15 protein-coding genes and 1 other annotated feature are annotated in these 20,090 nt (G+C 34.9%); of the genes, 4 read left to right on the forward strand and 11 right to left on the reverse strand.

Translation table 11 applies throughout. From position 1 onward, the window contains the following. Positions 1 to 27: 27 nt before the first annotated feature. Genes CACET_RS13925 through CACET_RS13935 form a run of 3 tightly spaced genes read right to left on the reverse strand, consistent with a single transcriptional unit; the run spans position 28 to position 3,679 of the window. Positions 28 to 2,385 (reverse strand): ABC transporter permease, encoded by a 2,358-nt coding sequence (locus tag CACET_RS13925; protein ID WP_044824850.1) that lies wholly within the window; start codon positions 2,383 to 2,385, stop codon positions 28 to 30. Continuing rightward, positions 2,385 to 3,095, reverse strand: coding sequence for an ABC transporter ATP-binding protein (locus CACET_RS13930; protein ID WP_044824851.1), 711 nt, complete (start codon positions 3,093 to 3,095; stop codon positions 2,385 to 2,387). Before CACET_RS13930 ends, CACET_RS13925 begins: the two co-directional genes overlap by 1 nt. Before the next feature lie 2 nt (positions 3,096 to 3,097). After that, entirely contained in the window at positions 3,098 to 3,679 is a 582-nt protein-coding gene (locus CACET_RS13935; protein WP_044824852.1) for a TetR/AcrR family transcriptional regulator, read from the reverse strand. Positions 3,680 to 3,864: 185 nt separating this feature from the next. After that, positions 3,865 to 4,111 (forward strand) — a binding site (T-box leader). A 140-nt stretch (positions 4,112 to 4,251) separates the two neighbouring features. On the opposite strand from CACET_RS13935, the gene ilvA reads away from it, so the two are divergent. Beyond that, a complete protein-coding gene (ilvA, locus tag CACET_RS13940; protein ID WP_044824853.1) occupies positions 4,252 to 5,496 on the forward strand; it encodes a threonine ammonia-lyase in 1,245 nt (414 codons plus the stop codon). 22 nt (positions 5,497 to 5,518) lie between these two features. Here the strand turns inward: ilvA and CACET_RS13945 are convergent, their stop codons facing one another. Together CACET_RS13945 and CACET_RS13950 are read right to left on the reverse strand one after the other, a co-directional pair. Beyond that, positions 5,519 to 5,782 carry a hypothetical protein gene (locus CACET_RS13945; RefSeq protein WP_044824854.1) on the reverse strand — a complete coding sequence of 88 codons (264 nt, stop codon included), beginning with the start codon at positions 5,780 to 5,782 and terminating at the stop codon, positions 5,519 to 5,521. A gap of 218 nt (positions 5,783 to 6,000) precedes the next feature. Further along, entirely contained in the window at positions 6,001 to 6,183 is a 183-nt protein-coding gene (locus CACET_RS13950) for a Spo0E family sporulation regulatory protein-aspartic acid phosphatase (RefSeq protein WP_044824855.1), read from the reverse strand. Between the two features lie 181 nt (positions 6,184 to 6,364). Between CACET_RS13950 and CACET_RS13955 the strand changes: the two genes are divergently transcribed. Then, the gene (locus CACET_RS13955) at positions 6,365 to 6,727 is read left to right on the forward strand and encodes a helix-turn-helix transcriptional regulator (RefSeq protein WP_044824856.1); all 363 of its coding nucleotides are present in this window, start codon (positions 6,365 to 6,367) and stop codon (positions 6,725 to 6,727) included. Between the two features lie 83 nt (positions 6,728 to 6,810). Here CACET_RS13955 and CACET_RS13960 read toward each other — a convergent pair whose 3' ends face one another. The 5 genes from CACET_RS13960 to CACET_RS13980 form a co-directional block, all read right to left on the reverse strand. Then, positions 6,811 to 8,190: an MATE family efflux transporter gene (locus CACET_RS13960; RefSeq protein ID WP_044824857.1), complete on the reverse strand. Its 1,380-nt coding sequence runs from the start codon at positions 8,188 to 8,190 to the stop codon at positions 6,811 to 6,813. 69 nt (positions 8,191 to 8,259) lie between these two features. Then, entirely contained in the window at positions 8,260 to 10,593 is a 2,334-nt protein-coding gene (locus CACET_RS13965; protein ID WP_044824858.1) for a putative bifunctional diguanylate cyclase/phosphodiesterase, read from the reverse strand. Between the two features lie 331 nt (positions 10,594 to 10,924). Further along, positions 10,925 to 12,505, reverse strand: coding sequence for a phosphonate ABC transporter, permease protein PhnE (gene phnE / locus CACET_RS13970; protein WP_044824859.1), 1,581 nt, complete (start codon positions 12,503 to 12,505; stop codon positions 10,925 to 10,927). Beyond that, positions 12,474 to 13,205: a phosphonate ABC transporter ATP-binding protein gene (gene phnC, locus CACET_RS13975; RefSeq protein ID WP_044824860.1), complete on the reverse strand. Its 732-nt coding sequence runs from the start codon at positions 13,203 to 13,205 to the stop codon at positions 12,474 to 12,476. Before phnC ends, phnE begins: the two co-directional genes overlap by 32 nt. Positions 13,206 to 13,216: 11 nt before the next feature. Next, entirely contained in the window at positions 13,217 to 14,089 is an 873-nt protein-coding gene (locus tag CACET_RS13980; protein WP_044824861.1) for a phosphate/phosphite/phosphonate ABC transporter substrate-binding protein, read from the reverse strand. A 306-nt stretch (positions 14,090 to 14,395) separates the two neighbouring features. On the opposite strand from CACET_RS13980, the gene CACET_RS13985 reads away from it, so the two are divergent. Together CACET_RS13985 and CACET_RS20835 are read left to right on the forward strand one after the other, a co-directional pair. Beyond that, positions 14,396 to 14,776, forward strand: a complete 381-nt coding sequence (locus CACET_RS13985; protein ID WP_044824862.1) for a DUF4183 domain-containing protein — start codon at positions 14,396 to 14,398, stop codon at positions 14,774 to 14,776. A gap of 229 nt (positions 14,777 to 15,005) precedes the next feature. Continuing rightward, positions 15,006 to 18,059, forward strand: a complete 3,054-nt coding sequence (locus CACET_RS20835; RefSeq protein ID WP_052661424.1) for a DUF4183 domain-containing protein — start codon at positions 15,006 to 15,008, stop codon at positions 18,057 to 18,059. Positions 18,060 to 18,112: 53 nt separating this feature from the next. Here CACET_RS20835 and CACET_RS13995 read toward each other — a convergent pair whose 3' ends face one another. After that, complete coding sequence (locus tag CACET_RS13995) at positions 18,113 to 20,059, reverse strand: NAD(+) synthase (RefSeq protein ID WP_044824864.1); 1,947 nt, start codon at positions 20,057 to 20,059, stop codon at positions 18,113 to 18,115. Positions 20,060 to 20,090: the final 31 nt, after the last annotated feature.

Raw genomic sequence — 20,090 nt, forward strand, 5'->3', positions numbered from 1 at the left:
ATTCACATCCCTTATGCAAGATATAGGCTAAGAAATTCTATTTTTTAAAGCCTCCATGAAATTTAAACGATAAATTTTTCGCATCGTAGCTAGCTGTGCAATGACAACAAAAACAATAGTCGCCATAGCTGTAAAAAAATAACTGCTTGGATTGATAATTAAAGGAATACTAAATAAGTCTGTTGAGAGAGCAGAGACAATGCCAGCGCACATACCATAGCCCACAGGTATACCTACAAGGATACCTATAAAGGTCATCAAGGTATTTTCCCTACTGATCATTTTGTAAATTTCTTTTTTATCAAATCCCATCACTCTTAGGGAAGAAAACTCCATAAGTCTTTCATTAATGCTGATAATGGTTATATTGTAGACGATAGCAAATCCCAAAATTCCTCCAAATAACATCAGTACCCCCACAGAATAAATGATCATATCCATAAATTCTAGAAAACTGTTTTTCATATCCTCTACTGACTGTACCTGTCGAATATTTTTTACATTCTGTAGCTTCAACACTACTTCATCCTTTGAATCTAATAATGCTCCCGTTACCACACCTTTTTCCCCCAACAAGTTGTTGACTGCTTCAATATCCATATAGGCATTGGTGCCTAAGTATTGTTCAACAATTCCCTTTACTTCAACAAACTTATCTTCTTGATCAGGCATAAAATTTTTAATGAATATTTCATCTCCTACGGTAACATCTAAAGCCTCAGCTAACCTCTCTGCTAGAATTATACCATTGCTAGGTAAGACTACTGGATATCCTCCTGGACTTTCAAAATGATAAAACCTTGTATCTCTCGGAAGACCCACGATGCTGACAGCCTTTTTTCTCCAGCCATTTCTTAATTCAAAAGGAATCTCTGTTTTAGGTTCTATGTGGTCTATTTCAATAACTTGAGATAGCTCCCTCAATACATGGCTGCTCATGGGGTGTGCAAAATCGATGTTGTAATCCATTGTTTGAAATTTTCCATATTGCAATGTAAAGATATTTGTCCATACAGAGGACATAAAAATTGGTACCATGGTGATCGCATAAGTTAAAGCAATCCCCACCACCAAAAAAGCTGCTCTCCTTTTATTTCTTAATATGTTTCTTATCACCATTTTCCAACTAAAGGAGATATTGTTCCAAATAAATTTTACTTTTTCTAACCAAATTCTGCCCCCTGTTTTAGGAGCTTCCGGCCGCATTGAATCCGCTGGTAAAATTTTTAAAACACTTCTGGCTCCCATCAATCCAGACACTACACAAAAGCCACTGGTCAAAAGAATACCATAGAAAAAATAAATATAATAAACCTCCATTTGAAACATGGGAATGTTCATATACATGATATATAAGTTGGTAAAGGCTTGAGAAAGGGGCAGACTTAGGAGTATTCCAATAACAGAACCTACTAAACCCATGAGTAAAGAAAATTTGGTATAGTGTCCCAATATACTAAAGTTGCTATAACCCAAAGCCTTCATTACCCCAATAGACATCCTATCATTTTTTACAGTTCTTGAGAGGATAATATTGATGATTACAGCTGCTACAATTAAAAATAATAGCGTAATAGCAGTAGCCATGGTTTCTAACTGATCTACCTCCTCCATCATCATACGATGACTTAGCTGATCCTCTCTTTTGATGGTACGCCTCACCCCATAACGATCTAGTTGATCCTCTATTTCATCAACGATACTATCTATACGGTGAATATACTGCTGATCTATTTTAATCATTACCTCATTATAGCTTCCTTGATAACCTAAAACTGATTGGGCAAAATCCTCTGTTACATAAATCACCCCAAATTTTTCTGCTGCCGGCATTAATGTCTGCTCATTTTCCATCAGGTAAATGTATTCGGGGCTTCCTACAATCCCTACTACATCCAGTGGATACTCTCTTCCTGCAATATAAGGTACGATTCTATCTTCAAGCATAATTCCTCTAGCATCAGAAAATTGTTGCAGCATCACAGCAGCCTTAGACTCTCCTTGTAAATCCCTTCCCTCTATGGTATATAAACCGTTAATAGGCTGGGATTCCTGTGGAAGTGAAACAATCCTTACCCTTACTTTTTCTTCTGGATTCTCCACTCTTAAAGGCACATCACTGCTGATCCTCCCTTGTGCCATCTCTACCCCTTCTATCGTATGGAGCTGATCTATTGCAGATTTTGGTACCCTTACTACTTCTATAAAAACATCCCCAAAGTTTGTGATATCATAATAATGATAGATTGTATTATATAAGTTATCTGCCACCATACTAAAGGAAACATAAATCGTTAGTGCTAAAATGATCATAAGTGCAGTGGAAATAAATTGTCCCTTAGAATTTTTGATTAATCTAAATAGCCTTACATCTAGCTTTTTCATCACCACTCAATCCCTTCAGGATGGATTGGATTCTCATTTATTTTTGTTTCTATGATTTCTCCACTCCGCATTCTAATAACACGGTCTGCCATTTCTCCAATAGGTACATTATGGGTAATAATAACGATTGTCTTATTATACTTTTGATTAATCTCTCTCAATAGGGTTAAAATTTTTATTCCTGTTTGGAAGTCAAGGGCACCTGTCGGCTCATCACATAGTAATAAAGCAGGATTTTTGGCTACTGCTCTGGCTATAGCCACTCGTTGTTGTTCACCACCACTCATTTGGGCTGGAAAGTGTCCTCTTCGATCCCCTAAACCTACCGCCTCCAGTACCTCATCGACATTTAGGGCATTTTTACAAATTTCTGTAGCTAATTCTACATTTTCCCTAGCAGTTAAATTCGCCATGAGATTATAAAATTGAAAAACAAAACCTATTTTTTCTCTACGATAAGCAGTTAACTTTTTATCATTATATTTGGTGATTTCTTCTCCCCCCATAAAAACCTTACCCTCAGTGGGTACATCCATCCCCCCTAGAATATTTAAGAGGGTACTTTTACCGGAACCACTGGCACCTAATATAACAACAAATTCTCCCTCGTATAGTTCAAGAGATACTTCTTTTGTAGCCGCCACCGTTACCTCACCCATTTGATAAAGCTTACTTATATTTTCTACCTTCATTAAAACACCATTTTCCATAATTACTTCCCCCCTAAAAGTCCGTACTTTAGAAAGTCATAAAAAGCTGATGTGATTCCTTCTATCTCCTCCTTCGTATTGATTTTATTAAAATATTTTTCTCCAAAGGTTTCTATCATCATAATCAGCATATCTACTATAAAAGACACATTGACCTCTCTAATCTCCCCCTTTTCTACACCCTCTTGGATAATTCTTTCAAATATGATTCTACTGATTCGGTACTTTTCTGCCAGCAGCTTTTCTGTGACATAAGGAATTGACATTACATCCTTATAGAAGGCCAATGAATAATTCTTAGAGGCTTCCATATTATATCCCATTAAAAAATCTATCTTCTCTAAGGTTCCTGATATTTTTTTTATCTTTTCTTCTATCAAGACTACACCCTTTTGCATCATGTTTAGCACCACCTCCACGAAAAGAGCTTCTTTTGAAGAAAAGTGCTTATAAATCGTCATTTTACTGATGCCTGCAGCTTCGGCAATCTCGTCCATAGAAACCGCTTTATATCCTAGCTTCATAAATAGTTCTTCTGCTTTTTCCATAAGTCTGTTGTATTTGATTTCACTTTGGGTTGTCATTTTCTTCCTCCTGTTTTAGTAAGTAACAATACTTTTGTACTTTTATACGTTTTAAGTATAATTTTATTGTAATCCTTTATCCCATAATTGACAATAAAAATTTGTGTTTTAGAAATTTTTTAAATTTTCTATTGACAATAAGATAAAATCATATTATTCTATTAATTAATAAATTCTTATAATTGATGAAAACGAAGATAGAGACATATATTTATGTTAAACAGTCTTAGAGAGTCGGTGCTTGCTGAAAGCCGATACTGTCCATAGATATAGATCACTCTTGAGTTATATCTTTGAAAACTTCTTGTAAGTTAGTAGAGGATATCGATTAGCCCCGTTAAAGGCTTAGGTTTGTTGGAACTGAAGAAGAGGTATCTATTTTTATACGTAGATACAATTAAGGTGGTACCGCGGATGATATCCGTCCTTAAAAGAAATTTCTTTTAAGGACGGATTTTTTGATTTTTCCATAAATTATGGTTTAAGTTAACGCTAATGATTACGTTAATGACCGTGAATTGCTATATATTTATACTATTTAAATAGATAAGACCCAAAGGAGGATATTACCCATGTCAACTTTAGCTATGCAAACATCTGTGAATCGTGAGCTTTATTTAGATGATTTATCTTTTGAAAAGTCTAGAGACCGTCTAAAGGATATTTTACAAAAAACAGAATTAATCCATAGTTCTATTTTTAGTAAGGAATCAGGAAACCAAGTTTACATCAAACCAGAAAACCTACAAACCACTGGTTCTTTTAAAATACGTGGCGCTTATAATAAAATCGCTAAATTATCCTTAGAGGAAAGAAAAAAAGGCCTTATTGCCTCTTCAGCAGGAAATCACGCTCAAGGTGTTGCCTATGCGGCTGAAATGCTTGGAGTAAATGCCACCATCGTTATGCCGAAAACAACCCCATTGATCAAGGTAGAAGCAACAAAAAGTTATGGGGCAGATGTAAGACTTTTTGGTAATTGTTATGACGAAGCTTATAAAGAAGCCCTTAGATTACAAAAAAAGTCAGGAGCTATCTTTATCCATCCCTTTGATGATTTAGATGTCATTGAAGGTCAGGGAACCATCAGCTTAGAAATTATAGAGGAGTTGCAGGATGTAGATTGTTTATTGGTACCTATAGGCGGTGGAGGTATTGCCAGTGGTATCGCCTTGGCGGCAAAAATGATGAAACCGGATATCAAAATCATTGGCGTAGAACCTGAGGGTGCTAATGCTATGAAAATCTCTGTTGAAACCAATAAAATCACCTATCTTGATACCGTCTGTACCATTGCTGATGGTGCAGCAGTAAAAAAGCCAGGAGAACTTACTTTTTCCATTATAAGAGATTATGTAGATGAAATTGTTACAGTTTCTGACTTTGAAATCATGGAGGCCTTTTTACTGCTTTTAGAGAAACATAAACTTACTGGAGAAAATGCTGGGGTGTTATCTCTAGCAGGACTGAAAAAAATCGAAGAAAAAAATAAAAAAGTAGTGTGTGTAGTAAGTGGAGGTAACATCGATGTGGTATCTATCTCCTCTATGATTAATCGTGGACTTGTTTCAAGGGGTCGGATCTTCTGTTTTTCAGTAAACCTACCTGATGTGCCTGGAGAGCTATTAAGGGTTTCCAGTATCCTGACAGACTTAAATGCAAATGTCGTAAAGCTAGACCACAATCAGTTTCAAACCTTTGATCGTCTGATGGATGTACAGCTTCAAGTAACGGTTGAAACCAATGGCCACAAACATATCGAGGAAATCATAGCAAAATTCAAAACCTTAGGTTATAACGTTACAAAGGTCTATTAGATAAAGGGAGCAAATGCTCCCTTTATCCATGCAACTTTTTAATTTGCTGTTGTATATCCTTTAAATCATAGGAACTAAAATCCCTTTTTCCATTGATGATCACCGCTTGATCATCTACTTTATTTCTGATATTTAAATACTTTTTCTCTTCCTCTTCGTTTACATTCTCACTACAGCTATCATACTTTTCATACTTCCACTGTCTTCCCACCTGATAAATAATAAAATTCAAAACACCTTCTTCTAAATCAACTTGTAGTTCCTTTGCTAATTCTGGTAATCGCATTGAACATCCTCCTTATGACTACTATATTTCATCTTTTTATAGGTTTAGATTCAGTCTACTTGGCCACTGTTCCTCTGTATGCCACATAACAATCGATACTTTGTCTGCTTGTTCCATCACCTACATTTAGTTTACTGCTTTATGTATTTTGTTTCTTTGCTTACTTTTATATTACCATACTTTAGCATTATACCCAATAAAACACCTTTATTTTCCTCTTATCTAGCTCTTTTGTCCAAATCACTTCCGTCGGATATTAGTAGTCTTAGACGATTTTTTTGTTCCTCTACAATATGTTCATCCAATTCTCTGCTTAGCCTGATAATTTCCTCTTTTGTGGCGTTGCTTTTTTCCTTCAATAAATCATTTAAAGATTCCTTTAATCTACTTATCTTATCCATTTTCTCTTTCCCTCCATGTTCTTGAGACTTTTCAAAACCAATATTAGTTAAATTATAGTCCCAATAAGAAACATTGTCGATATTTTTTTGATATTTTATTTGCTTTTTGGGACAGGAATTCCTAAGTTATTTATTTCAAAGACATTATAAAGTAAAATATATCAAGTAGGGGGGTGCTTTTATGAATTTTTCTCATAGATTAAAGCAACTTAGAAAAGAAAAAAAAATAACACAAGAAGACCTAGCAAATCAACTCAATAAAACTCGCTCTACTGTCGCTGGATATGAAACAGAGAGAAAAGAACCAGATTATGATACCCTAAAAAAAATAGCGGAATTTTTTGATGTATCTACAGACTATCTTCTTGGACACTCTGACATACCTCATTTATATTCTGCCAAGGATTGTATTACTGAAACAAAAGCTCGTTATGGTTTGGAGGACAAGGATTTGCCCGACGAAGCCATTAAACAAATTGAAGACTATATTGAGTTCATTAAACAAAAATATCGCAATAATGAAGAGGTCAAAAAAAAATCTTAGATTTCTTATACATTACAAAAGGTACTATGGCTTTTCCATAGTACCTTTTATATGTTTAGAGAGGAAAAGCATTAAGTCCTATCTTAGGTAAGCTGTACATCCTTATCCAATGATTTATAGGATTCTTTTCGTAGCAAAGCTATAAACCAAGTTGTCAGTAAGACCCCCTTCAGTACGCTGGTCATACTAATACTCCACCATACACCATTCAAACCTAAGAGACTGCCTGAGGAAAGTATTAATGCTAAAGGTATTCTTAAAGCGTTGAAGGAAATTCCAATGATCGAAGGAGGTACTGTTTTTCCTAATCCATTGAAGGCACCAGCTGTAGCAATTTCTATACACATAAAAAGCTGAGACAAACCTAGAATCCTTAAATAAACCACACCATAGGCTATAGCATCTGCCTCTGGAAGAAAAATAGTGAAAATAGGTCTAGCAGCAAAAATCAATAATGATGTTGCAATCAAACCAATTACACCAACAATTTGTAAGGACACATAATATCCCTTTTGAATTCGCTGCCACTTTCCAGCTCCATAGTTTTGGCCTACAAAGGCACTAATAGCTGTTGAAAATCCACTTGCTGTCATCCAAGAAATTGCCTCTATTTGAGAGCCGATTTTTTGAACTGCAATAGGTACTGGCCCCCATTGGGCAATGATCCTAGCAAGTACCATGGCAAAAATAGTAAATAAACCACTTTGTAAAGCCGCTGGTATCCCTAGTCTCACAATGCTTTTCATATGCTCTAGATCTGGTCTTTCAAGGAGATTTATTTTATCAAATAATTCTCCTTTAACTTTTATAATATTATATACAAAACAGCAGGTTACTATAAACTGTGCTATCACCGTTGCTATAGCAGCACCCTTCACCCCTAAAGCCGGAAAGGGACCTATTCCTAATATCAGCATAGGATCTAAAAACATGTTGGTCAACAAACCAACCACGTTCAGCATAAATGGTGTTCTACTGTTGCCATAGCCATTTAGAATCCCCGTAAATACTGGATTGATAAAGTAAAAAACCATTCCAAAAGATACAATAACTAAATACGATGTAGCCATCTCATGTATTTGAGGATTGCCTAGATTAAAAAAATCAATGAGGGATTTTCTAAATAATATAAGCCCACTGCCATACAAAAGGGCTAAAAAAACTACCAACTGAAGAGTATGTCGAATATATCGTTTCGCTTCTTTAATATCTTTTCTTCCAGTTGATTGTGCTACCCCTACCTCTGCCCCTATTTTGGGAATAAGAATAAAAGCAAAGGCCAACCAAGTAAAGAAACCAGCAGTACCTACAGCTGCCACAGCACTGCTGCCTACCCTGCCAATCCAAATCATATCTGTCATATTATAGGCCATTTGCACAAAAGACGTTCCCATAATAGGTAAAGCTAATTTTATCAAAGCTTGTGAAATACTCCCCTCTGTTAACTGATTATTTCTTTTCAATAAAGTCCAACTCCGTTCTAACCAAATGTTGTTTTCGTCATACTTATATTCGTCGCTTGCTGCACTTCTTTAACCTTCAAGAATCACACTTTTCACTAGATATTCTCTTTCAAATACATCTGCTGGCACAGGGTGCCCATAGATATATCCTTGAATCTCATCACAGCTAAGCTCTTTTAGTATTTTTAATTGTTCTTCCTCCTCCACCCCTTCAGCTATGGTTTTAAGCCCTAATCCATTGGCCATCATTATGATTGCCTTGACAATCAGCAAGGTATTCTTATCACTGGCTATATTGTCTATGAGTTCCTTTGCTATCTTAAGTCTATCTATATCAAATCTCTTTATATAGCTTAGTGATGAATATCCAGTACCGAAATCATCTATGGATATATTGATATCAATTTCTGCGAGAGATGTAAATAATTCCTCCATAGACGTCTCTGAGCTCATGGCACTATTTTCAGTTATCTCTAAGTCAATCCATTCAGGCTTAACACCACTTTTACGGATCTTTTGTTTTAACCAATTAATAAAATCCTCCTGATCAATTTGCTTAGGAGATATATTAATACCGATTTTAAGATCTTGACTATATTTTTCATTCCAGTTTTTGATCTGTCTTAAAGCTTCATCAAGAACCCATTCCCCTACTCTTATAATCATAGAAGTCTCTTCTGCTATGGGAATAAATTCCCCTGGAAATATAAACCCCTTACTAGGGCTATTCCATCGAATTAGGGCTTCCATACCTACTAGAGTATTATCAGAAGACCTGTATTGCGGTTGATAGTAGAGTTTAAATTCTTCCTTAAAATCAGCATGACGAAGCAAAAGTTCAATCTCATGTTTTCGTTGAATTTCCTTACTAAGCCAACTATCAAAAAAAGCAAAGCGTTTACCGAGATAATTTTTCTTGCATTGATACATGGCAATATCAGCGTATTTTATCAGTAAATTTCTTTCATCAGCATCTGTTGGAAATCTGGATATACCAACACTCACCCCCAATTGAAAACTATAAGGTGGAATTAATATTGTTTTTTCACATAGTTTTACGATTTCTTTAGCATACCAGTTAAGAAGTTTTTCTGAGGTATCTCCCTCAACGATCATAGCAAACTCATCTCCTCCGACCCTGAAGAGAGTTGCATCAGGTGGACACCAAATTTCCAGTCTGGCAGCAATTTTTCTTAAAATGTTATCCCCCATTTCATGACCATGAGCATCATTAACAGCTTTAAACCTATCCAAATCCATATAAAAAATAGCAAAAGATTTTTCCAATGGAGAATCTATTAGAGAATCAACATATTCGATAAAATATCTACGATTGTAGAGTCCAGTTAAAGCATCGGTTTTAGATAAATTGTTCAAAGTTTCATTTACTTTGATAAGCTCCTTTGTACGCTCTTGGACCGTCTGGTCTAGTATATCATTAAGCTGTTTTTCTGTTTTTAAGAGATGCTCGTTTTTTATAGCCGTTTGCACATATCCTCTAATTAACCAATAGGCTATTATTACCCCTACAATGTGGATAAAAGTGATACGGCTCATTATCCCCAAAATATATAGAATAAAGGGTAAAGAAAATAGCCACTTCACAACCTTAGGTCTACCATAGTTTTCTGGGAGCTCTAACTTGCACACTTTAACAATCTTACTGGGATTCTCTGCCTCCTCCATAGCAGCAAAAGCTATAAATACTATAGTAAGCATGTAAAAACCATCAATTAATGTGTTTGCAACATACTTATCTGCAAAGTTCAGATAAATAAAGTAAAGATCACACAGGACAAAAATAATAATGCTTGCTATTATTAAATGCATGGCTCTGCTAACATTTTTCACGTGAGAAGAAGTATATACTATGAGAATAATGCTTATGGATATAAAATCAAAAAATAAATATAAAAAAGTAGCTATGAAGCCTTCATTAAACAAAGAATTAATCTCCATTTTAGAAAACATAATCATCCATATAGAAACAATAATAATTGTACCGATAGCAATTACATCCAAAAGCAATTGTACTGTATTCCACTTCTTAATATTATAATAAAAATATAGTCCACAAAAAATAGCAATCATTATGTTAGATACCAAATACAAATGTATAAATATGGAAATTGTGTGGGGATCTATTAAAAGGATATGCTCAGTGAACAACCAAGCAAAATCTGTGATTCCCCAGCTTAAAGCAACTAAAAACAATACTCTCCAGCTCCATTGATAAGTGTTAACTTTTTTTGACTCTAGCCATATGATAGCAGCTGCCACAAAAGCTACAGTGGGAGATAAAATGTTTCCCCATAAATTACTATTAAATAATAGAGAAACAACATAAGCAAAAAATAAAACAATCAAAATATATGTTTGTATATGTTTTTTAAGACCACACAATAACCTCACCTCCTGATGGAATGATGTCACAAACTCAAAGTCATGATATAACCTACAGCTTTCTAGTCATTGGAGAAATTGTATCAGTGGAGTTTCTTTATTCTTAAAGTTATATTCGATATGATAATCTCTTTCTCCTGTCAGGTTTTGGCTTAATTATAGTGTATAAGAAATTTTTTTTAAAGCTCTATTTACTAATATAAGAAAACCAGCACGCCAAGATGCTGGTTTTATTTAACTATTGCTGGGGAATTATAAAACTTTCTATCTTATTGCTAATTCCTTTTATAGCAGGATCTGTTAGTGAATCAAACTGGACTTCTCAGTTTCATTACGAAATTTTTTTCCTGAGATAATAGCTCAAGGTATCTATAGATATAATCATCATAGAAATTCCTAAAATAAGCAGCCCAACTCTCTCCCAGTTTCTCCAAGTTATATTCATCGTTAAAATTGTCCCTACGCCGCCTGCCCCTATAATCCCTAAGATCGTTGAGGTCCTAATATTTGATTCTAGTCTATAGAGTACTAGACTTATGAAAGTGGGAAGGGTTTGTGGTAAAATCCCATGTCTAAAGCTATCAAGGTTGCTGCATCCAGTAACCAGTATACTGTTTTTGATATTTTCATGAGTATTTTCAATCACTTCGCTATATAACTTTGTAAGAACCCCTGTAGTATAAATACTAAGAGCTACACCTCCTGCCAAAGGCCCAGGACCAACGCCACGGAAAAGTATAATGGCGGTTATGATCGGTGGAAATGTCCTTAGAATATTTGTAATACCTTTAAAAATCCAACAACTAGATTTAGAAGGGGATGTATTGTATGCAGTAAAAAAAGATAAAAAGATGCTTCCTATAGCCCCTGTGATGGTGGCAAAAATAGCAATAAAGAAGCTTTCGCCAATTCCTTCAAACAGTTTAGGTAGATAGGCTAATTCCACCTTCATCATTCTGCTGATGATTACACCTCCTTGTTCTAACCCCATTTTAAACCTTTCATAATGAATATCTATAGAACTTATTACTAAAATCACTGCTACAACCGTCATCGATACCAAAATAAAAACTCTTTTTTTACAAAAGCTTTTATGTGATTTAACAGATTGAAAGTTTATGAAAGATTTTTTTATGGATTTTCTTACTATAAAGCTTAAACCATCAATTGAAATAATTGTAAAAAATAGTATTAACACTAGGGTAGCCAAATTATCATATCTTAAATGATTTAAGTCCCTCCACATGATCTGTCCTATACCACCTGCTCCCACAAGACCAAGCACAGTAGCACTTCTTATATTGATCTCTAGTACCATAAAGAAAACCGATACTGAAAGTTCTAAAATGGTAGGCAACACGGAATACCTAAGAACTTGGATTTGATTTGCACCTACTGATCTTGTTGCGTTTAGAAGATTTTCATTGATGGTTTCTATATTTTCTCTAAAAAGTTTTAGTGAGATCAATAGGGCTGTTATTGTAAGGGCTAAAATCCCTGAAAACTGTCCTATACTAAAAATACTTACTAAAAGAGCTGCCCAAATAAGGTTTGGCACAGTTCGCAAGAAAGAAAAAAAGAAATTTAATAGGATGGATAAATATTTACTGGGGGTTATATTCCTAGCAGTTAATAATGCAAAGGGAATAGCTAATATAACTCCTATTAAAGAGGAGATCATTGCAATTTCTATTGTTTCTAAAAGTTTAGAAAAAACTTCCTGTGTATAAGATAAATTAGGAGTCATCATTCTTTGTAATAAATTATACATACTTGGTATACCTTGATAGATCCTGATAAAACTAAAGTCAATCATCATTCCTAAAAAAATCAGGTTCGCCAACAAAGCAGCTAAAATAAGATAACTTTTTTTATGATTTTTACTGATATAACTTTTGTAGTTGTTGATCATCGAGGTCACCTGCTTCTCTATCAAAAAAAATTTTGCCGCTTTTTAGAGCAACAATTCTTGAACAATATTTTTTCGCTAAGCTTACATCATGCAGATTGATCATGATAGTTATTTTCCTTTTTTCATTAATTACCTTAAAGTAATCCATTACAGTCTGGGCAGATGACAAATCAAGACTAGACACTGGTTCATCTGCCAAAACGATCTTAGGTCTTTGACACAAGGTCTTAGCAATAGCCACTCTTTGCTTTTGTCCCCCACTTAATTGATCCGCCCTAACAAATATTTTTTCCTCTAATCCAACCTGTTTCAATGCGTCTATAGCCACCTTATAATCTTCATCATCAAATAACCCAAAGAAGGATTTTAAGGAAGACTTGTAACCAAGTCTTCCTACTAAAACATTTTCTAACACAGATGATCTCTCCACTAGATTATAATCTTGAAAGATAAAGCCGATTTCTCTTCTTATACGCCTCAGCTCTCTATCCCTCAAAGGGGCTATGTCTGTGTCATCGATATATATATTTCCGTTGGAGGGTTTAACAAGAAAGTTGATGGTTTTTAGCAAGCTGGATTTCCCGCTGCCGCTTAGACCTATTATACCTACAAACTCTCCTTTTCCAATATTTAGGCTGATATTATCTACCGCCAAAATTTTTTTGTTATATAAAACAGACACATTTTCCAGCTTAATCATTTTTCCAACTCCTAATTGCTCTCTTTTAAGTCAACATTCATTGCTCTTGCTGTTTCTCTAATAATATCGTAGTCTTCATCCTTTGCTTCAGCAAATCCATGAATATTAAATAATTCTTTTAATAGTTCCGCCCCTTCCTCAGTTTCTGCTATGTTTAATAAAGCCCTCTTGATCTTTTCTTGCATAGCAGCATCCATGTTTCCTCTTAAGGTAACACTTATGTTAGGTATATCCTTTGTGTAGCCTAGTACTTCTGTTTTCTCCATAGCATCTGGAAAATCTTTTTCATATCTTTGTCTTGCATCTACAAAAGTAGTGGCCACATCAACATCACCATTTAAAAGAAGCTGTAAAGCTTTATCATGTCCGCCGCTATAAAAATATTCAATGTCCTTTTCTATGTCGATACCTTCTCCTACAAGATGGGCTCCTGGAAATAAATAGCCTGATGTGGATGAAGGATCTACAAAAGCTACCTTCTTACTCTTAATTTCTTCAAAACTACTGATCTCACCATCTCTTCTCACTAAAAATTGTGAACGATAGCTGCTTTCTCCATTATTATTTAACGCTGTTAAAGCAACCTGAGCGTTACTTTCGCTATTTGCCAAAACATAGGCAAACGGAGGTATGAATCCAAAATCCACCTGACCTGATCCTAGTCCTTCTACTACACCAACATAATTTGTTGCGGTAAAAGCTTCAACCTTTATGCCTATTTCTTCTGACAGCATTGCAGCCAATGGTTCAACAGATTCTATCAGTTTATCTCCATCCCGCATAGGTACAAAACCCATTCTTATAATCTCTTCCTTTTCGCCTCTGCATCCAATTAACATAGTAGCCAACACAATGATTAAAATAACTGCCAATTGTTTTTTCATTCACTTAAGTCCCCCTATTGATTAGTATCTTTAATAAAGATTACACCAATTTTGTAATTTTTGCAATACACTTAAAGCACAATTTTGCAATTGTATCTACGAAATTTTGTTTTCAAAGAATTGTATCTATAATTTCAAAATGAACTTCTTCCTTCTAGCTAAATAGTGGTCAAGTTATTAAATCAAGCGTCTTGTACTCTAAAAAAGGAGAGGTTTCATACAGAAACTTGTCTCCTTAACTACTAGTATCACATTTAACACTTGACTAATATACTACAGTATAAAAATAAGAAAGGAGGAAAATATATGGCTACAACATTATTTAAACTTGTTATGGATGCTGTTACAGAAACAGAAACCTATACCAATCCTGAAGTTGAAAAGTACTTCTACAATTTTGATGAAGCTGATCTAGATGTGGACACCTTAACCATTCCAGCTACCTCATTTTTTGATGATGCCGGTGACCCAGTAACCTCAAACCTTGTAACTTTAGCAGATGACAACGGCTACTATTTACTATTTGTCAATGGTGCTTTACAGCAATCTAGTTTATTCACAGTTAGTACTGACGGTTCTGAAGTTGTCATCACACAAGCATCTACTATCCCAGTAGGTGCCCCAATTACTTTAGTTGTAAACAACTTTGCACCAACTTCTACTTCTACAACTACAGTAACAACTTAAGTAGAGCAGTGAACTTCTTGCAGCAAGCTAAAAGATGTGCTGCAATTTAGCACATCTTTTTATTGATAGATCAGCAATTTTGCACCTAGAAATACCCCCCCAATCTTACTTGGTTATTCATCAATAGCCACGCTTATCTGGTCTTTTTTCCTTTGACGAACATATCCTTTACTACATACATAAAATAATGCCAGGAACAATGATATAGATTTTTTTCGGAGTGATGGTTATGTGTAAAGCTACCCCCCTTAAATCCAAGGTTTACCAATATAATGCTTTATCTGATGGTAAAAAAAGAATGTACACCAATCAAGATGAATTACTACAGTATGGTAATAAAGGGATTCTTGATCCCCATAAGGTTTCTTACTATAGCTTATTCATCAATGGAGTATTACAGCCAAAGACCAACTATATTATTGAAAAAGGACTACTTTTTTTAAAGACCAAGGATCTTCCACTAAAAGGATCTCCTATTATTATTACTTTTGTTAGCTTTATAGATAAAGAAATTCTTAAGCTAAATACAGCCATAGCAGAAGGTAGTGTGCCTTCTGGATCTATTTTCCATGGACCAGTAACAGATGTGGATATTATCCTTGAGGAAACTGTACAGTCTACTGCACTCTATTTAAAACTAGAAAAAGTTATTACCTCTGGCCCTGCATTTATTCCTACAGGTCACATCGCTGCTTGGGAATTTACATTAATAGTAACCAATACGGTAAACATGCCTATTAGTAATATTGTAGTGACAGCTAGGACTCTTCTAGATACTACTTTAAACACTACAAATCTTTCCTTGTCTCAAGGTAATGTGGGGATAAATCATTCTATCATTACTTGGAATGTAGGCATATTAGATGTAGGGGAGTCTGCTATTGCGACCTTTAAGTTGGAGGGGTTTTTTAAAGCTGACGGTGTTCGTTTTATCGATCGCGCCTTTGCAGTTGGAGATACTTCACTGGGAACCATCAAATCTTCTATTGCTTCTGGAAAAGCAATCCAAGTCGTCAAAGGCCTAAGTATTACAGAAGCTATCACCTCAGGGTCTCTAAACGTAGTTATGAAAAAAAATAATAAGTGGAGAGTAGAAATAAAAATAGTCAATCTTAGTGATGCCAGCATATCGAATATCCTTGCAACAGATACTTTATTGATTGAAAGTATTAAAAGCATTGAAATTGTTAGTCTCTCTCAAGGAAGTGCTACTATTGCAGATAACAAAATCCTTTGGAAAATTGATGTATTAGAAGGGTTTAGAACTGCTGTTTTAGTAGTAGATATCATTGGTGCCTTTACTATAGAGGGTTACAGAAATTTAGATAGTGTCATGGTGGTAGGGATCATAGCATCTGGTGAAATATTTACTGGACCTTCAAAAGACATAAGAATTGTTGTTTCTCCAAATGAAAAGCTACCAGAAGACCAACTTCTATTGCAAAAATTTATCACAACTGAACCATTGGTTGCTTTTTTAGGCAAACCCAGAAAATGGTGTTTTGCTCTAAAAGTGATCAACTTAACAAAGGATGTTTTAGAAAACCTTCTTGTTACAGACTATATTCTATTGGAGGAATTTAATGATATTCATACGCTTTTCGTATCTTCAGGAGATATTCTCATAGCCCACAACACTATTCTATGGAATGTTGAAGAGCTTTCTCCCGGTGAAACCTTAACAGCTGTTTTTGAGGTCAATGGTTTTTTTAATGCTAGGGGTATACGTTCTCTTAGTCGAGGAGTTGCCTCTGGTTTCAATGGGAATTCAGCGACTTGTACAATGTCCCATATGGTTTCTAGCCCACCCATCAAAGTTCTAGATTTTATTCATAATTTAAAAAGCAGCTATATCCTAGCTGATAAAGTTTATGGTCAATGTCGGCAACAAAACTGTTTCGAAGATATTACTATAAGCATAGATAACAGTAATTTTAAAAACATTTTATTTAAACAAGGCTTTATTGTAAAAGATACCTTGGTAGTAACAAATATGATAGATAGGCCAGGTTTTAAACGTCTCCAGTTTCTCATAAGAATTCCTTTTGAGATAATTACTGAGAGTGGAAATAGAATTAAAGGTTATCTGCCAGATCTATCGGAAGATATCATCTTATTTATACCAGAGGCAAGAAATGAGTTTCCTTTTAATATTCTTGTGGAGACTAGTACGAAACTTTTGAAAGAGGCTGCAAGACTAAATAATCAATTAACTTTTACAGCAGGTGCATCTATTGTAATGAAAGTAGTAGGAAGAGTTCAATTACTCCTACCTACCTTTGAATTCTCTCCACAACCTCCCTGCTGTCAAGAATTTAATAAAAACCTAATTTGTGATATTTTTCAATCCAGGAATTTTCCTGATTTTTTTCCAGGACAAAGCGCATTAAACTTTCATAGGAAAGCAGCAAGAACTAATAAAACAAAGCAGTGTCCTTTGATATTTGGTAATTTAACTATTGAAAAGTATATTACTGCAGGACCTTTAGAGGTTACGACCTCAGCCTTTAACACCTGGAGGATGGAGATTCGTATAAGCAATGATGGATATGGTCCGGTGAGTCAGGTTATGATGATAGATACTTTATTTCTAGATCATCTGACCCAAATAAATGTTCTCAGCCTTAGCCAAGGTAACGTATCTCAAGAAAAAGACAAAATTCTTTGGGATATTGGAACTTTAAATTCTGCTGCTACAGTTGTACTTATAGCAGAATTCACTGGTTTCTTTAACAGTAAAAATAAGAAGCCTATCAGTACCAAAACCTATCAATATAATACTATTTCAGATGGTATAAAAAGAGTATTTACGAATGATGATGAATTGAAAATGTATGGTGATGAAGGTATCTTAGACCCAAATGAAGTCTCTTATTTTAATCTTTTTATTAATAGTGTATTACAACCCCAAACTAACTATATCGTTAAAAAAGGACTTTTGCTGTTGATAACAATAGATGTTCCCCCCAAAGGCGTACCCATTACTCTTGAATCTATCATCATTGAGGATATACATCATCAACTTTTGGAAGTAGCAACTTATCAATATACAGCCTTTGGCAGTGGAAAAAAAATCTACACAAATATAGATGAGCTAAGGATGTATGGCAACCAAGGCATCCTTGACCCTCGGCAGATTTCTTATCAAAATCTTTTCATCAATGGTGTTTTACAACCACCTATGAATTATGTAGTTGAAAAAGGTCTTCTCTTGCTGAAGACAGAAGACATCCCTTTAGAAAAATCGCCAATTTCTCTACAGTTTATTACTTTATTTCTCTAAATGAGACGAATACTTATAGGTCAGTCTCATTTAGAGATGTGTGATTAAGAGTTTTAACCACTAATACTATTCAAATCATTTAACCAGATTTCATAGGAAGCATCACTGGGCATTCTCCAATCTCCTCTAGGAGATAGACAAATAGATCCTACTTTAGGTCCGTCAGGCAAGCAGCTTCGTTTAAACTGTTGGGTGAAAAATCTTTTATAAAATACTTTTAACCAATGTAAGATTTCTTCTTCCTTCCATTTTCCCTTAAAAGCTATCACAGCCAAAAAGAAAATTTTTGAAGGGGAAAATCCATGACGCAACATATTGAAAAGAAAAAAATCATGCAGATCATAACAGCCGATAATTTCTTCTGTCTTTTGTTCTATTTTCCCCTCCTGATCTGGGGGCAATAATTCAGGACTTACAGGGGTGTCAGAGATGTCTCTCAATGTTGCCGCGATAGATGTATTTTCCTCCATATCAGCATACCACTGTACCAAATAACGTACCAATGTTTTAGGAATACTGACATTAACACCGTACATACTCATATGATCCCCATTATAGGTACACCAGCCTAAGGCTAACTCTGATAAGTCTCCTGTCCCAACAACTAAGCCATTTTCTTTGTTTGCCATGTCCATAAGAATTTGTGTTCGTTCTCTCGCCTGAACATTTTCATAGGTTACGTCGTGAATCTCTATGTCATGTCCAATATCCTTGAAGTGTTGAATACAAGCCTCCTTTATTGATATTTCTTTTACTGTAATTCCCAATGCCTTCATTAATAACAATGCATTATGATAGGTTCTTCCTGTTGTCCCAAATCCCGGCATGGTTATACCGATAATATTTTTTCTCATAATTTTTAACCGATCAAAGGCTTCAATACAGACCAGCAGTGCAAGAGTAGAATCTAACCCCCCTGAGATTCCAATAACAGCTTTTTTAATTCCTGTTTTTGATAATCTTTCTGCCAATCCGATAGATTGTATCGTGAAAATTTCCTTACACCTTTCTGTTCTCTTTTCTTTAGCAGCAGGCACAAAGGGATAAGGATCAACTGCTCTCTTGATTTTATCTACGTTTACCTCCGTAAAGGAAAATAATATCTTTTCATAGGAAATTCCTTCTTGAATTTTCCCCATAAAACTATTGTTTTTGTATCTATCATTCATAAGCTTTTCAATATCAATGTCATAAAATAGAAGACTGCCTTCATCAACAAATCTTTCTTCTTCTACTATCGTACCATTTTCTGCAATAATACCATGTCCACTAAATACAACATCTGTAGTAGATTCATTTTGTCCTGCAGAGGCGTATAAATAGCTTGCAATGCATCTGGCAGATTGTTGTTTTACTAATTCTCTTCTATATTCGTATTTACCTACAATCTCATTACTGGCAGACAGGTTTATGATTAAATTTGCCCCCTGCATAGCATGTCTACTGCTGGGGGGTATAGGTGTCCATAAATCCTCACAAATTTCTGCTGCAATACATAAATCTGAAAGGGTATCTTGAAATAAAAGGTTTTCTCCAAAGGCTGTCCTTTGACCACATAAATCAATAGAATTGCTGATTCTATCCTTTGAAGAAGCAAACCACCTTTTCTCATAAAACTCATTGTAATTAGGAACAAAGGTTTTAGGAACTACGCCTAAAATTTTACCCTTATGTAGTACAACGCCACAATTAAACAATTGACTATCTGCCCTAATCGGCATACCCACCGCTATCACCATATCTAATGTTTTGGTGTGATCTAAAAGGATTTTTAATGTATCTTCACAGGCTTCCAGTAATAGCCTTTGATGGAATAGATCTGAACAAGTATATGCTGAAATGCTTAATTCAGGAAACACTAGAACCTTTATTTGATGTTTCAATGAAGCTGTTTTGGCGATTGTTTCAATTTCCTTTACATTAAAGGATGGATTTCCCACCTTAAGCTTTGGCACAGCTACGCCAACCCTTATTAATCCATATACATCCTTATGAGCCATATTTTTTTACTCCTCTCATTCTTTACCTATA

Source organism: Clostridium aceticum (genome assembly GCF_001042715.1).
GTDB lineage: Bacteria > Bacillota > Clostridia > Peptostreptococcales > Natronincolaceae > Andreesenella > Andreesenella acetica.

Excerpts from the sequence above, each read along its gene's own strand:
- CACET_RS13925 (WP_044824850.1), bottom strand. The coding sequence starts at position 2,385 with ATGAAAAAGCTAGATGTAAGGCTATTTAGATTAATCAAAAATTCTAAG.
- CACET_RS13930 (WP_044824851.1), bottom strand. The coding sequence starts at position 3,095 with ATGGAAAATGGTGTTTTAATGAAGGTAGAAAATATAAGTAAGCTTTAT.
- CACET_RS13935 (WP_044824852.1), bottom strand. The coding sequence starts at position 3,679 with ATGACAACCCAAAGTGAAATCAAATACAACAGACTTATGGAAAAAGCA.
- ilvA (WP_044824853.1), top strand. The coding sequence starts at position 4,252 with ATGTCAACTTTAGCTATGCAAACATCTGTGAATCGTGAGCTTTATTTA.
- CACET_RS13945 (WP_044824854.1), bottom strand. The coding sequence starts at position 5,782 with ATGCGATTACCAGAATTAGCAAAGGAACTACAAGTTGATTTAGAAGAA.
- CACET_RS13950 (WP_044824855.1), bottom strand. The coding sequence starts at position 6,183 with ATGGATAAGATAAGTAGATTAAAGGAATCTTTAAATGATTTATTGAAG.
- CACET_RS13955 (WP_044824856.1), top strand. The coding sequence starts at position 6,365 with ATGAATTTTTCTCATAGATTAAAGCAACTTAGAAAAGAAAAAAAAATA.
- phnE (WP_044824859.1), bottom strand. The coding sequence starts at position 12,505 with ATGATCAACAACTACAAAAGTTATATCAGTAAAAATCATAAAAAAAGT.
- phnC (WP_044824860.1), bottom strand. The coding sequence starts at position 13,205 with ATGATTAAGCTGGAAAATGTGTCTGTTTTATATAACAAAAAAATTTTG.
- CACET_RS13980 (WP_044824861.1), bottom strand. The coding sequence starts at position 14,089 with ATGAAAAAACAATTGGCAGTTATTTTAATCATTGTGTTGGCTACTATG.
- CACET_RS13985 (WP_044824862.1), top strand. The coding sequence starts at position 14,396 with ATGGCTACAACATTATTTAAACTTGTTATGGATGCTGTTACAGAAACA.
- CACET_RS20835 (WP_052661424.1), top strand. The coding sequence starts at position 15,006 with ATGTGTAAAGCTACCCCCCTTAAATCCAAGGTTTACCAATATAATGCT.
- CACET_RS13995 (WP_044824864.1), bottom strand. The coding sequence starts at position 20,059 with ATGGCTCATAAGGATGTATATGGATTAATAAGGGTTGGCGTAGCTGTG.